13 protein-coding genes are annotated in these 13,481 nt (G+C 70.2%); 12 read left to right on the top strand and 1 reads right to left on the bottom strand.

Going from position 1 to position 13,481, the window contains the following annotated elements; genetic code table 11:
- The first annotated feature begins 538 nt into the window (after positions 1 to 538).
- The 12 genes from IEZ11_RS47175 (at position 539) to IEZ11_RS47120 (ending at position 11,856) form a co-directional block, all read left to right on the top strand.
- Positions 539 to 1,138: a hypothetical protein gene (locus IEZ11_RS47175; RefSeq protein ID WP_189269273.1), complete on the top strand. Its 600-nt coding sequence runs from the start codon at positions 539 to 541 to the stop codon at positions 1,136 to 1,138.
- The gene (locus IEZ11_RS47170; RefSeq protein ID WP_229713842.1) at positions 1,084 to 1,974 is read left to right on the top strand and encodes an ATP/GTP-binding protein; all 891 of its coding nucleotides are present in this window, start codon (positions 1,084 to 1,086) and stop codon (positions 1,972 to 1,974) included. The genes IEZ11_RS47175 and IEZ11_RS47170 overlap by 55 nt, the downstream gene beginning before the upstream one ends.
- 111 nt (positions 1,975 to 2,085) lie before the next feature.
- On the top strand, positions 2,086 to 2,703 hold the full coding sequence (locus tag IEZ11_RS47165) for an SAF domain-containing protein (RefSeq protein WP_229713841.1): 618 nt from the start codon (positions 2,086 to 2,088) through the stop codon (positions 2,701 to 2,703).
- Positions 2,703 to 3,530: a CpaE/TadZ family protein gene (locus tag IEZ11_RS47160; protein ID WP_189269270.1), complete on the top strand. Its 828-nt coding sequence runs from the start codon at positions 2,703 to 2,705 to the stop codon at positions 3,528 to 3,530. Before IEZ11_RS47165 ends, IEZ11_RS47160 begins: the two co-directional genes overlap by 1 nt.
- The gene (locus IEZ11_RS47155) at positions 3,520 to 4,992 is read left to right on the top strand and encodes a TadA family conjugal transfer-associated ATPase (RefSeq protein ID WP_189269269.1); all 1,473 of its coding nucleotides are present in this window, start codon (positions 3,520 to 3,522) and stop codon (positions 4,990 to 4,992) included. Before IEZ11_RS47160 ends, IEZ11_RS47155 begins: the two co-directional genes overlap by 11 nt.
- Complete coding sequence (locus IEZ11_RS47150; protein WP_189269268.1) at positions 4,989 to 5,942, top strand: type II secretion system F family protein; 954 nt, start codon at positions 4,989 to 4,991, stop codon at positions 5,940 to 5,942. The genes IEZ11_RS47155 and IEZ11_RS47150 overlap by 4 nt, the downstream gene beginning before the upstream one ends.
- Positions 5,939 to 6,823, top strand: a complete 885-nt coding sequence (locus tag IEZ11_RS47145) for a type II secretion system F family protein (protein ID WP_189269267.1) — start codon at positions 5,939 to 5,941, stop codon at positions 6,821 to 6,823. Before IEZ11_RS47150 ends, IEZ11_RS47145 begins: the two co-directional genes overlap by 4 nt.
- A gap of 42 nt (positions 6,824 to 6,865) precedes the next feature.
- A complete protein-coding gene (locus IEZ11_RS47140) occupies positions 6,866 to 7,105 on the top strand; it encodes a hypothetical protein (protein WP_189269266.1) in 240 nt (79 codons plus the stop codon).
- Positions 7,105 to 7,530 carry a TadE/TadG family type IV pilus assembly protein gene (locus IEZ11_RS47135; protein WP_373295074.1) on the top strand — a complete coding sequence of 142 codons (426 nt, stop codon included), beginning with the start codon at positions 7,105 to 7,107 and terminating at the stop codon, positions 7,528 to 7,530. The genes IEZ11_RS47140 and IEZ11_RS47135 overlap by 1 nt, the downstream gene beginning before the upstream one ends.
- 14 nt (positions 7,531 to 7,544) lie before the next feature.
- Positions 7,545 to 7,988 carry a TadE/TadG family type IV pilus assembly protein gene (locus IEZ11_RS47130; RefSeq protein WP_189269305.1) on the top strand — a complete coding sequence of 148 codons (444 nt, stop codon included), beginning with the start codon at positions 7,545 to 7,547 and terminating at the stop codon, positions 7,986 to 7,988.
- Positions 7,988 to 8,440: a TadE/TadG family type IV pilus assembly protein gene (locus tag IEZ11_RS47125; protein WP_189269264.1), complete on the top strand. Its 453-nt coding sequence runs from the start codon at positions 7,988 to 7,990 to the stop codon at positions 8,438 to 8,440. Before IEZ11_RS47130 ends, IEZ11_RS47125 begins: the two co-directional genes overlap by 1 nt.
- Positions 8,440 to 11,856 carry a LysM peptidoglycan-binding domain-containing protein gene (locus IEZ11_RS47120; protein ID WP_189269263.1) on the top strand — a complete coding sequence of 1,139 codons (3,417 nt, stop codon included), beginning with the start codon at positions 8,440 to 8,442 and terminating at the stop codon, positions 11,854 to 11,856. Before IEZ11_RS47125 ends, IEZ11_RS47120 begins: the two co-directional genes overlap by 1 nt.
- Positions 11,857 to 11,930: 74 nt before the next feature.
- Here the strand turns inward: IEZ11_RS47120 and IEZ11_RS47115 are convergent.
- The coding region (locus IEZ11_RS47115; RefSeq protein WP_229713835.1) for a hypothetical protein at positions 11,931 to 13,481 on the bottom strand (1,551 nt) is incomplete at its 5' end.

Below are 13,481 nucleotides of genomic sequence, written 5' to 3'. Positions count from 1 at the left end.
CGTGCGTACTCCGCGGGAGCGGCGACTTCACACTCACCGATCTGGGGGCCGTACGAGACCGCTTCCCCGGCCGGCGCGTCACCCTCGACGGTGACGTGATCACCGTATGGCCGCCACCCCGAAAGTCGCGAGGATGGCAACTCCCCCACCGCGCGGGCGAGTCGAGCCCGCGGGGCCCCGAGCGGTGCCAGTAGCCCACTCGGGCAGACCGCCAGAAGAACCACCGTTTGGCGATCTCGTTCTCACCACATACGGAGCCACAGGGTCCGTTCGACTGTACGAACACGTCCGACAACAGATGGGCGTAACGGAAGAAGCCACAGAACTACAAAGCGACATCCGGTTTCGAAAGTGACCGATTACGTCCTGAGTTGCGCACGTCAACTCAAACATCACGCTGGGAAGTTGACTGGCATATGCGTAACCTTGCGATCACGCAAACGGATCACCGCAGCTGGACCAGGCCGCGGTTCTGGGCAGCCGCATGCCGGAGGTCAGGGGCAGCGGTCTACCGCACCGCGTCGTACGGGGAGACCACGTGACAGCAATGAATCGACGCTCCAAGGGGCGCAGGACCGCCGCTGTTCACACCCGGAAGTACGCAACCGCGCTGCTCATCACCAGCAGCCTGGTGGCTATGGCCGGTTGTAGCAGCGGCGACTCGGACACATCGTCCAAGCCCAGCTCCAGCCCATCGGCCGCCTCGCCGTCCGCGGCTTCCACCGCCGGATCCGAGGACACCGCCGTCCTCGCGGCCTACACCAGTTCCTGGCACGCGCAGACCGAGGCCTACAGCAAGGCCTCCTCGGCAGGCACCGACCTGACGAAGAACACCACCTTCAAGGCTCTGTCCGACATAGAGAGCGACCTCTCAGCGATGCGGGAGGCCGGACAGGTGACCACCGGAAAACCGGTGATCCATCCGAAGGTCGTCAAAGTGACCGCCGCCAAGATCCCGGTGGCCACGGTCGCAGACTGCGTCGACACCACGAACTGGACGCTGATCGATAAGGCCTCGAAGAAGAAGGTTCCGCTGCCAACGACGCGGCTCACCAAATACGTCAGCACCGCGACGCTTGAAAAGTGGGGGACGAAGTGGATGGTCACGAAGTTGACCGCTCAAGATCAAACCTGCTGACCCGGCGTCTCGTCTTAGTCAGCGGCGCCCTCGTACTCGCGTCCGCCGGCATCGCGCACGCCGACGGCGACCCCGATGTGGGCGCGGGCAAGTGCCATGTCATCAAGTTCTGTGTCGGCGTCGGTGTCGGCGGCGACACCGGTGGCAGCGACGGGCAGGCCGGCGGCACCGGGGGCGGAAGCAGCAGCGACAGCAAGGTGCAGTGCAAGTACACCAAGGTCGATCCGAAACCTCCGGCCAACCACCCGGCCTGGAACGGAGCTGACCCCAAGACGCACGACCTGTACTTCAAGGAGTGCATCAACACCGGAGGGGGCACCGACGACGGCTGGGTTGTCGTGCCCACCGGCCAGGCCCCTGCCCCACAGGTCGACCCTCAGGAGCTGGCGCGGCGCGCCGTTGACTCCATGACCCTGCTCGGCCCGGACATCGCCAGCCCCCGCGCGGCCGGAACCTACACCGTGGGCGTCCCGATGTGGATGTGGGTCAACCAGAGCGTCACAACCTTCGGACCGAACACCGCCTCGGCCACCGCGGGCGGGGTCACCGTCACCGCGACCGCGAAGGTGTCGAAGATCGTGTGGTCGATGGGCGACGGCTCCTCCGTGGCCTGTAACGGCCCCGGCACTCCCTACACATCGTCCGAGGGCATGGCCCAGTCGCCGACCTGCGGACACGTGTACTCCAAGACCTCGTCGGCCAACGGCAAGTTCAAGGTCACAGCGACCTCAAGATGGACGATCAACTGGCAGGGCGGCGGACAGGCCGGCCAGCTCACTGAGGTACGGCAGACCAATGTGCAGGTGGCAGTCGGCGAAGTACAGGTCGTCAGGTAAAGCCGCCGGAAGGACAGAACGGTGAGCAAGACCCAAGAACGTGCAGAGACAGCTGGCTCGAACGGAGTCCCCCAGCAAGGACGCGTGGCTGGCCCCGTGGCGCCTCCTCGGGTGTCAGCGCGCAGGCGACGGCCCGGTGTCATCGCCCTGTCTCTGGCGCTGATCGCCGCCGGAGGCGCCGGAGTTGCCGTCCTGCTGCTCCAGGTCGGCAACCGCACGGACGTTGTGACCGTCGTCAAGGACGTCCAGGTCGGCCAGGTCCTCACCGAGGACGACCTGGGCAGGGCGTCCGTCGCCCTGGACCCGGCAGTCAAGGCGGTGCGCGCCGACAACGTGAAGTCGGTGGTGGGCAAGCGGGCCGCCGTGGAGCTCAAGCCGGGCTCTCTGCTGGCTCCTTCCCAGGTGACGAAGGACTCGCTGGTGAAGGCAGGCGAGCAGCTGGTGCCGATCGGCTTGGAGCCCAAGGAGATCCCGGCTACCGCTCTGGTGCCGGGCCAGAAGGTGCAGCTCGTGCACGTTCCGGCTCAGGGGACGACGGACACCGGCACCGGCTCCGATGCTGCGCCGCGGACGATCGACGGCCGGGTCGTGAAGGCGTCGGACGCCGCTCCTGGTACGGGCATCGTGGTCGTCGACGTGGCCACGGCCGCCGCCGAGGGTCCCACAGCCGCCGCGTGGGAGTCGGCCGGCACCCTGCGCCTGGTTCTCGCTGCTCCGGACGGCAGCTGATGGCAGTGATCGCGCTCGCCGGGTGCAGCGGAGCACCGGGCGTGACCACGAGTGCCCTCGCTCTGCTGCTGTCGTGGCCGCTGGAGGCGGAGCGGCGGATGATCCTGGCCGAGTGCGACCCTGACGGCGGGGCCGTGCTGCACGGGCTGCTGCAGGGCACGCTCGGCGACCGGTACGGTCTGCGCAACCTCAGTGTCGCCGCGCGCAAGAATGAGTTCGGCGAGGCCTTCTGGCGGCAGCTGATCGATCTGAGCAGCGACGACGGGAAGAATGAGTCCCCGCATGACCGGCTGCTGCTGCCCGGCATCACCGATCCCGCGCAGTCGGCGAGCCTCGGTCAGGTGTGGAAGCTGCTGGCGCGGATGTTCCGCGGCATCGAGGCGGACCACGGTCACGACGTCCTGATTGACCTCGGCCGGCGCGGAGCGTACGGACCTTCGGGGGTACTGGCCGAGCAGGCCGACGCCACGTTCGTGGTGGTCCGCAACACCCTGCGCTGTCTGCAGGCGGCAGAGAGCCGGGTCCGTGCGCTGGAGGAACGCGTCGGCGACGTCGGCGTGCTGATGATCAGCGAAGGACCGTATCCCGCGGGCGAAGTACAGCGCGTGCTGCAGGTGCCCGTGGTGGCCACGCTGCCGTACGCGCCAAAGGACGCCCGCGTGCTGTCCGACGGCACCGAGCAGCCGCGCCATTTCACCAAGTCGCCGCTGATGAAGGCCGCTCGCGCGGGCAGTACCGCGCTGGTCCAGCGGGCAGCGCTGCGCCGGGCCCGCCTCGATCCACGCGGCCCGCACGCCGCAGACGAAGAGGTGACCCGTGCACGCTAGGCCCCTGCACCCCGACCCCACCGTGGCACCACTGCCCCAGGCCACCGGCACGCCTGCGCCTGCCGGTGCGGCTGCAAGCCTCGGTGTCCTCGGGACGGCGGCGCCGCAGGTCACCGTCGACCACCGGGTGGCCCGTGAGATCGCGTCCCAGGTCGCCAAGCAGCGTGAGGAACTCCTGAAGTCCCAGCCCGGCATGGACCGGGCCAGCGAAGAGCAGCGCTGCCTGAACTGGATCGCCGAGGCCGTCGCGCTGTGGTCGGACGCCGCGGCGATGACGCCGCAGCAGGACGAGGCCCTGCGCCGCGCCGTGTACGACATCCTCTTCCGCGCCGGCCGGCTCCAGCCGTATCTGGATGACGACCGGGTCGAGGACATCATCATCCAGGGACCCCGCGAGGTCTGGCTCGACTACGGCGACGGCGAACGCCGCCAGGTCGCCCCGATCGCCGACTCCGAAGAGGAACTCCTTGAGCTGCTGAGGGAGTTGGCCCGGGGCTCCGGGCACAGCGAGCGCACCATCTCCACCGCGAGCCCCACCCTCGCGCTGTCCTTGCCGGACGGCTCCCGTCTCCAGGCCATCACCGGGCTCGGGCCGATGACCTATGCGGTCATCCGCCGACACCGGGTCTCCCAAGCGAATCTCGACGACCTGGTCCGGCTGGGCACCATCGACCCGATCCTGCGGGAGTTCCTCGGTGCGGCAGTCCGCGCCGAGAAGAACATCATGATCGCGGGGAAGCAGAAGGCCGGGAAGACCACGCTGCTGCGGGCGATGCTCAAGGAATTCGACCCGGAGACCCGGTTCGCGACCATCCAGACCGAGGACGAAATTTTCGCCCACGCCAACGGCTACCACCGGCAGGTCGTCTCCCTGGTGGGCCGCGAGTCCAACGGGGAGAAGGACGTCACCGGCCGTGGCGCCGGCGAGGTCACGCTCCTGGACCTGATGCATCCGGCGCTGCGGATGTCGCTGGAGCGGATCGTCGTCGGCGAGGTCCGCGGCCCCGAGGTCGTCGCGATGATGCAGGCGCTGACGAACGGGTCGGGCGGCAACCTGTGCACGATCCACGCGCGGCGCCCGGACATCATCTTCGACCGGATCGCCGAGTTGTACGCGCTTGCCCAGGAGAACCTCTCTGAGCAACTCGCATACCGGCAGACAGCCAACGGCCTCGACATGATCGTGTACGTCGACATGACCGACGAGACGCAGATCGGCGGCCGCCGCCACCGCTACGTCTCCCACGTCCTGGAGCTCACCGGGATCGGCGAGAACGGCCGGCCCGCCACCAACTCGGTCTTCTCCCCCGGCACCGAGTTCGGCGAGATGCGGGCGGTGCCCCGCATGGACCCAGGGTGCATCGACGACCTGCGCCGCGTCGGCTTCGACTCGTCGCTGCTCCAGCAGCCGTACGGGGCCTGGCCGGCGCCGCTGCCGCTGAAGGTGGGGGTCCACCGATGATCCTGCTGTTCGCGCTGCTCAGCGGCATGGCCGTGGTCGGCGGGCTGATCGGCGTCATCACGGGTCTCGTGGGCACCACGGCTCCACGCCGGGCCCCGCTGCGCCGGCGCTGGCAGGCGGCATTGCACAGTTCGCACCCTCAGAGCGAGGACGCCCGGCTGCGTCGGCGAACCCTCAGCATCGCGGCCGTCGTGGTCTTCGTGGTCGTGTGGCTCGTCTCGGGGAACTTCGTCGGCGGCGCCCTGCTCGGCGCGGCCGTCGTCGGGGTGCCGTGGCTGATCACCCCCGCGCAGATGGCCAAGGACCGGATCGGGCAGCTGGAGGGCCTGAGTGAGTGGACGCAGCGGCTGGCCGGCCTGCTGCGCCTGGGCATGGGCCTGGAACAGGCGATGATCACCAGCCGTCAGGGGGCACCGGACGCACTGGCCCCCCAGATCGTCAGCCTGTCCGACCGGCTGCGCCTGGGGTGGCGCCCTGAGGGAGCGCTCCGTGCGTTCGCCGACGAACTGGACGACGTCACCGCGGACAAGGTGACCGCCGCGCTCATCCTCTCGGTCAACGACCGTGGCCCGGGCCTGGCTCAGGCGCTGGAGGACCTGTCGAACACCGTCCGCGAGGAGGTCGCCCGAAAGCGCGCCATCGAGGCCGACCGGGCCAAACCGAGGACGACGGTGCGGTGGATGACCATCATCACCGTCGGCGTGGTGGTCGCGGGCTTCTTCGTTCCCAGTTACACGAAGCCGTACTCCACGCTCCTAGGACAGCTCGTTCTGGCTTTCCTGACGGCGGGATTCGTCGGCGTGCTCGCCCTGATGCGGCAGCTGGGCCACTTCCGCCGCATCCCCCGCTTCCTGGTCACCGACCCAGCCAGCGCCGTCCGGCTGCCCGCACCTGCTCCCGAGCCGGACCTGCCGATCATCGCCCGGGAGCCGGAAGGAGCCATCCCGTGAATCTGATCCCCGTTGTGCTCACCGGCGGTACGGTCGGCGCCGGCTTCGCGCTGCTGATCCGGGAACTCCTTCAGCCACAGCCCGCGTTGGGCCCGGCCCTCACGCGGAGTGCCCCGGCGACGCTGACGATGCCCGAGCCGGAACTGGACCGCGACGAGGTGTGGGGGCGGTGGCTGCTGGCCCGCCTCGAACGTCTGCCGGGCGTACGGGTCCCCACCACGAACCTGGCCCTGCTGGGCCAGAGGCCGGGCCAGTTCATGCTCAAGAAGACCGCGCTCGCCGCCCTGGGCCTGCTCTGCCCGGTGATCGCGACGATCCCGTGGATCATCGCGGGCGTGGGCCTCCCGTTCTACGTGCCCGGCGTCGTCGGGCTCATCCTTGCGGCGCTGCTGTTCATCACCCCGGATCTGTCCGTGCGGGACCAGGCCAAGCGGGCGAGGGAGGAATTCGCGCACGCGCTGTCCGCCTACCTCGACCTGGTCGCGCTCAAGCGGGCCGCCGACGCCGGCCCCGCCGAGGCACTGGAGAAGGCCGCCGCGGTCGGCGAGGGCTGGCCTTTCCTGTATCTGCAGGGTGCGCTGCGCCGGGCTCGGCTGGAGAAGATCCCCCCGTACCAGGCGCTCACCGAACTGGCCGCCGAGTACAACCTGCCCGTCCTGGACGACGTCGCCGACATCATGCGGGGCTCGGCCACCGACGGCGCCGCGGTCTACAAGGCGCTGCGGGCCCGTACCGCTGCCCTCAACGCCGAACTCCTCGCTGATCAGGCCGCCGAGGCGAACACGGCCAGCGAAAAAATGACCGCCCCGGGGGCCCTCCTGGCCGTCCTGGTGATGCTGCTGATGGCCTTCCCCGCGGTGATCCGCATGCTGACCGTCTGACACCAACCCGACTCGTTCAACGCTCAAGAGAGGTACCGGAACATGAAGTACACCGCAGCCCGCACCCGCCGTGCCGTGTGGGCACGCGCCAACGGTGCGGTCCTCCGCGTGACTACGCGCGTGCAGGAGGGTCTTGAGGAGGCCGCCCGCCGGCCGGACCGTGGCGACATCTCCACCACGACCGTCATCATCTGGGTGGCCGCCGTCACCGGCGCCGTCCTGATCGCCGGGACCATCGCCGTGGTGATCGCCAAGTACAACGGCAAGCTCAGCGGCCTGTGATGAGACCCCCCACGCGGCTGACGGACTGGTGGCAGGGGCGGCGCTGGCATGATGACCGCGGGGACACATCCATCCAGATGGCGATCGTGTTCCCGTTCGTGCTGCTCGCCACCGTCGCCGTCATCCAGGCCTCCATGTGGTACTACGCACGGCAGATCGCCCTCACGGCTGCCCGCGAGGGCCTGACCGCCGCGCGTGCCTACCAGTCGAGCCCCGCCGACGGCGCCGCCCAGGCGCGCAGCGTGCTGGGCCGCACCGCGGGGGACAGCCTGAGCGGTTACAGCGTCGCCGCGAGCAGTACCGGGCAGCGGGTGCGCGTCCAGGTGTCCGGCACGGCCCTGTCGATGATCCCGGGTGTCCCGGGCCTCACGATCACGCAGTCGGCGTCCGGCCCGGTGGAGCGCTGGACCGTCCCCGGAGGGTGAAGCACGTGCGATCAGTGGCCCGTTGGGCACGCAGGCTGCGCAGCGACGAGGGCAGTGCCGCCATTGAAGCGGCGATCGTCCTCCCGGCGTTGATCATGCTCCTGTGTATGGCGATCGCGGGCGGCAGGATCGTCACCTCGGGCGCGAAGATCGACGCTGCGGCCGAGGACGCGGCGCGCGAGGCATCCATCCACCGCACCGCCGACGCCGCCCAGAGCGCCGCCCGGGCGGCGGCCGCCGAGTCCCTCAATGATCAGGGCATCACGTGCGCGTCGACCCAGGTCAGCATCAACACGAGCGGCCTCAGTGTGCCGGTGGGGCAGGTCGGCACGGTCACCGCGACCGTGGTCTGCACGGTCAACCTGTCCGACCTCCTGCTTCCCGGCGTTCCCGGGGCGAAGACGCTGACGGCGTCGGCGACCTCGGTGGTGGACCAGTACCGGCAGCGGGGTGACTGATGATCTTCCCTCAACTCGGCCTTCGCCGGGCTCGGCTCGACGACCGGGGCGCTGTCACCGTGTTCGTCGCCATCTGCGTCGTCGCCCTCATCGGGATCATCGGCGTCGCCGTCGACGGCGGCGGCAAGATGCGGGCCACCGAGCGCGCCGACTACGTCGCCGGCGAAGCCGCCCGGGCCGGCGGGCAGGCCATCGATCCCGCCGACGCGATCAGCGGGAAGGCGATCGTCGTCGACCCGCAGGCCGCTTCCGCCGCAGCCCAGTCCTACCTGCGCTCCGCCGGCGCCACCGGCACGGTCAGCGTGTCCGGCGACGGCAAGACCCTCACGGTCACGGTCACCGGCTCGTACGCCACCTCGTTCCTGTCGGCGGTCGGGATCGGCTCGTTGTCGGTGACCGGCCACGGCACGGCGACCCTCCTGCACGGCGTCACCGCTCCAGAAGGAAATTGATGCGCACCACCCCCTCCCCCGCCGCGGCGGCGGTCCGCACCCTGGCCCGGCTACTCAAGGCCGTAGTGAGTCTGCTGGTGCTGGCCTGTGCGGTCGGCGGTCTGCCACTGCTGCTCGCCTGGGTCACCCCCATCATCTGGGCGTCCACCCACGACGACGTCACGCACCTGCTCGACCGGCAGGACACCGGCGCGGCGTTCCTGCTGCTGCTCGTTGTGGTGGGCTGGACCGGGTGGGCGCAGTTCGCGTTCTGCGCCGTACGCGAGCTGGTCGCCCAGCTGCGCGGCCGGACCTGGCACGCCCCGCGCGGCCTGGGCGCCTCCCAGCGCGCCGCCGCCCTTCTGATCGGCAGCATCCTCGTGCTGCTGCCCACGAGTTCAGCCCTCGCCTCGTCTGCCCAGGCCGCGCCGGCCACCTCCGCAGCCCGCATCCCCGGCCAGACAGCCCACCCTTCGGCCACCCAGACCGAGCAGTCCTCGCCAGCCGGCGCGAGGACGTCGACGTCGCGACCGGTGTACACGGTGCGCGAGACGCGGCCTGCGGAGAGCCTGTGGGGCATCGCCAAGCACGAGCTGGGGGACGGCGAGCGGTGGCGGGAGATCGCCGACCTGAACGAGGGCCACACCATGGTTGACGGGACGGTCTTCCGTGCGAACAGCTTCCTCCAGCCCGGCTGGCAGCTTCAGATGCCCGACACCGCGGGGACGGCGCCAGGGGTGCGTACGCAGTTCGGCAGGGAGCCTGCGGCCGTCGGCGAGGGGGGCGAGCACGTCGTCACGGTCCACGCGGGCGACTACCTGTCGAAGATCGCGCAGGACGAACTCGGCGACGGCGGCGCCTGGCAAGAGCTGTTCGACGCCAGCAAGGGCAGGCCACAGCCACACGGCCTCCCCGAAATCACCGACCCGGACATGATCTATCCGGGGCAGCAGATCACCGTGCCCGTTGCTGAGCCCGATCGGACCGAGCCGCCCCTCGGCACGGGCACCGGAGAGGGAGACGACAGCCAGGACCCGGAGACCGCTCCCCCGAGCGCCCAGCAGCCGGGCACCGAGCAGGCGCCGAGCAGCGGGGGTGAGCAGACTCCCGGGGGCCACACCACCGCGCCGAAGTCGTCGGCTCCCAGCGTGCCGAGTAGTCGGCCAGCTGAACAGCCCGGGCAGCAGCAGGACTCCCCCTCGGAAACGGCAACCGCGACGCCTCAGCCCAGCACCAGCGCCTCCGCACCCGCATCACCTCCGGCGTCGGAGTCGGGCTCTGCGGCCTCCTCCCCCGCAACCGCACCGTCGCCGACATCGGCACCGGCCGACGGCCCGCTGGACTTGCGCACCGCGCTCGGTGCCGGTGCCCTTCTGGCCGCCGCTGTCACTGGTGCTCTCGCTCTGCGGCGGACACTGCAGCGCCGCCGCCGCCGGCCCGGCGAGACGATCGCGATCGCGGCAGAGACCTCTCCTGCCGAGGCCACGTTGGCGGCGGCCGCCGAACCGGGCGGAGCCGTCCGGCTGGACGTAGCACTGCGGACCCTCGCCCACCAGCTCGCGTCGGACGAGTCCGCGGCCCTGCCGCCGCTGCGGGCCGCGCGAATTGGCGCGCGAACCGTCGAGGTACTGCCCGAGGACCTGGCCCACGATCCGCCTGCGCCCTTCGCGTCCGGAGAAGGCGGCTGGTGGGTCCTGGACTCCGGCGCCGTCCTCCTGGACGAGGACGCCGCTCGCAACGTACCGGCCCCGTACCCCGGGCTGGTCACGATCGGCAGCACCGCAGCGGGTGACCTGCTGCTGCTCAACCTCGCCCGGCTGCCCGCCCTGCTGCTGGACGGCAATCCGGTCCACATCACCGAGGTCTGCACCTCGCTCGCTCTGGAACTCGGGATGAGCCCGTGGGCCGGCGAGGTCGAGATCGTCACGATCGGTTTCGGAGAGGACCTGCCGCAGTTGCTGCCCACCGCGCGCATTGCCCACATGCGGCAGGCCGCGCACGCGCTCCGCGACGTTGGCGAACGCCTGCTGGAGGCGCATCAGATGCCGGAGACCAGCCGCCAGCCCTACCTGCTGCTGTGCGCGTCATCTCTGGACGCCGACTTGGCCTGGCAGTTCGCCGACATCATCGACAAGTCCCGCACGGTCCCCGTCACCCTCATCGCGCCGGCGAGCTCGGCGGCCGCGTACTTCCCGGACGCGGAGATCCTCAACGCCTCGGTCAGCGAACCGCAGCATCTCGATTCCGCTGGCACCGAGATCACAGTGCAGCGCCTGGAGCACGCCTCATACCTTCAGATCACCACGGCACTGCACGTGTCCGCGCAGCCGGCACACCCGGCAGAGGGCCCGTGGCAGGACGTCCCGGATGAGGCCAACACGGTGCAGCCGCTCGCACCTGCGGCGGCCGCCGATCCCAAGACGACCGCACCTCCCCCCGAGGTGGCGGCAGCAGACGTGAGCGGCGAGGTCTTCCCTGCCTTGCTCGCCGCTACCACCGATCCGTCGGGACTGCGTCTCCTGCCCACCGCCGCGCCGGCGGCGGAGGCTAAGGATGAGCACGAGCCGTCCCCCTCAGTGCCCGCGGCCCCGCGCGCCGAGAGCCGCGCGGGCACCGAAGCCGACACCGACCCTGCTGCCACTGACGGCGCGCCGCCCGGCGGGGCTGAGTGCGAGACGCGTGACCTGCATGCCCCAGAAATCAGGGTGCTGGGTCCCCTCGAAGTGACCGATGTCGACAACACCGGCCACGGCCCGAGGATGGCCCAGCTCGCGGCGCTGCTGTTCTTCCGGCCGGGCCGGAGCGCGGACGTACTGTGCTACGACATGGACCCCGTCAGCCCCTGGTCGACGAGCACCCTCAACGCGCGCATGCAGGGCCTGCGCCGGTCCCTGGGCAACGACCCCACCGGCAACCCCTACGTGCCGCGCCGCAGTTCCGGGGAGGACCCGTACCGGCTCGCTCCCGGGGTGCGCTGTGACTGGACTCGCTTCCTGCAGCTCGTCGAACGCGCTCTGCCGCTGGGACCCTCAGGTCTCACCGATCTGGAGAAGGCGCTCGCCCTGGTCCGCGGCCGTCCGTTCGGGGGCAAGCCGCTCCCCTGGGCTGAGCCGCACCTGCAGGACATGGTCACGCGCATCATCGACGTGGCGCACACCGTGGCCACCTACCGCACGCCTGCCGGTGCGCACCATGACCTGAGTGCCGCCCGGCAGGCCATCGCGACCGGTCTCGAAGTCGACGACACGGCAGAGCTCCTGTACCGGGACTGGCTACGGATCGAGCACGCGGCCGGGAACCGGCAAGGGCTGCATACAGCGATCTCCCGTGTCCAGCAGGTCAACCGCGCGTTGGACTGTTCCCTGGAGATCGAGACCTCGCAGCTCATCCACGAGCTCCTGAACGCTTCGGGCGGGGCTGCGCGCAAGGCCCTGTAGCTGCCTGACGAGTGATACACAGGCGGGTGTAGAAGCGCATTCACGGTCTGAGCCGTGGCGGCGCTCTTCGCGGCTCATGAAGGATCGTCTGGGTACACCGCGTCAACGACTCGGAGCGCCTCCTGCGGGGAGATCTTTGCCAACACGGGCAGGGGCGTCGTCCACGGCCCTAGCGCGAATGCCTTCGCCAACAAGTGCTCAGCTCGCGGCAGACCGACTTCCCCGGCCACTTGGGTCAGCGCTCGCGCCTGCTGGTGCGGGTCGGTGAGGGAGAGGGCGAGACGCTCGGCTCGTTCATGGCCATCGGCCTGGGCCAGCAGCCTGGCCACCTCAGTCAGCACCCGTGCCTGGGTTGCCTTGTCGGTGAGGGTGCAGGCGATCTGCTCGGCATCGCCGGCCACCACCACGGCCCGGTCACGATCACCAGCATCGGCCAGCACTCTCGCCACCTCAGTCAGCGCTCGCACCTGATGGTCTGGGTCGGGTACGGTGCGGGCGAGTTCCGCGGCGTCACCGGCCACCACCACGGCCCGGCCGTGATCACCGGCATCGGCCAGCGCCACGGCCACCTTAATCAGCGCCCTTGCCCGCGAGTACGAGTCCGAGAAGGTGCGGGAGATCTGCTCTGCTTTGCCGGCAGCCACAGCGGCCCGGTCACGATCACCGGCATCGGCCAGCACTCCTGCCAACTCAACCAGCGCTCGCACCTGTTGGTTCGGGTCAGAGAGGGCGCGGGCGAGCTCCGCGGCTTCGTCGGCCACCAGGATGGCCTGTCCGTGATCACTTGCTTCGGCCAACGCTACGGCCACCGCGGTCAGTGCGAACACCTGCTGGTACAACCGAGGGAGGGTGCGGGCGAGCTCCGCGGCTTCGCTGGCCACCACCACGGCCCGTCTATGATCACCGGCCTTGGCCAGCGCGACGAACACCTTGGCCAGGTCCGCCACCTGCGCGTGCGGGTCATATTCGGCGCGGGCAATCTGGCCGGCATCGTTGGCCACCACGATGGCCCGTTCATGGTCACCGGCATCGGCCAGCGCCACGGCCACCTCAGTCAGCGCCCGCACCCGCTGGTACGGCTCGGGAAGGGTGCGGGCGATCTGCTCAGCCCGTTCGCGGCCAGCGACCTGGGTCACGCGGATCAGCGACCGCACCTGCCGGTCCGGGTCGGTGAGGGTGCGGGCGAGACGCTCAGCGTCGTCGGCCACCGCGACGGCCCGGTCATGGTCACCGGCGACGGCCAGCGCCTCGGCCACCTCAGTCAGCGCCTGCACCCGCTGGTACCGGTCTTGAAGGGTCCAGGCCATCTGCTCGGCCCGTCCATGCTCACCAGCCTTGGCCAGCGCCACGGCCACCTCAGTCAGCGCCCGCACCCGCTGGTACCGGCCTGGAAGGGTCCAGGCCATCTGCTCGGCCCGTCCATGCTCACCAGCCTTGGCCAGGGCCTTGGCAATCTTGGTCAGCACCCACACCTTGTCGTGGAGGGTGCGGGCGATGTACTCGGCGTCCGTGGCCAGCGCGACGGCCCGTCCATGGTCACTGGTCTTGGCGAGCGCTCCTGCCACCTCGGTCAGCACCCTCGCCTGATCGTTCGGGGTGGGGAGGCTGCGGGCGGTCTGCTCGGC

It is taken from the genome of Streptomyces fuscichromogenes (assembly GCF_014645815.1).
GTDB lineage: Bacteria > Actinomycetota > Actinomycetes > Streptomycetales > Streptomycetaceae > Streptomyces > Streptomyces fuscichromogenes.
This window is presented reverse-complemented; position numbering and strand designations above follow the sequence as displayed.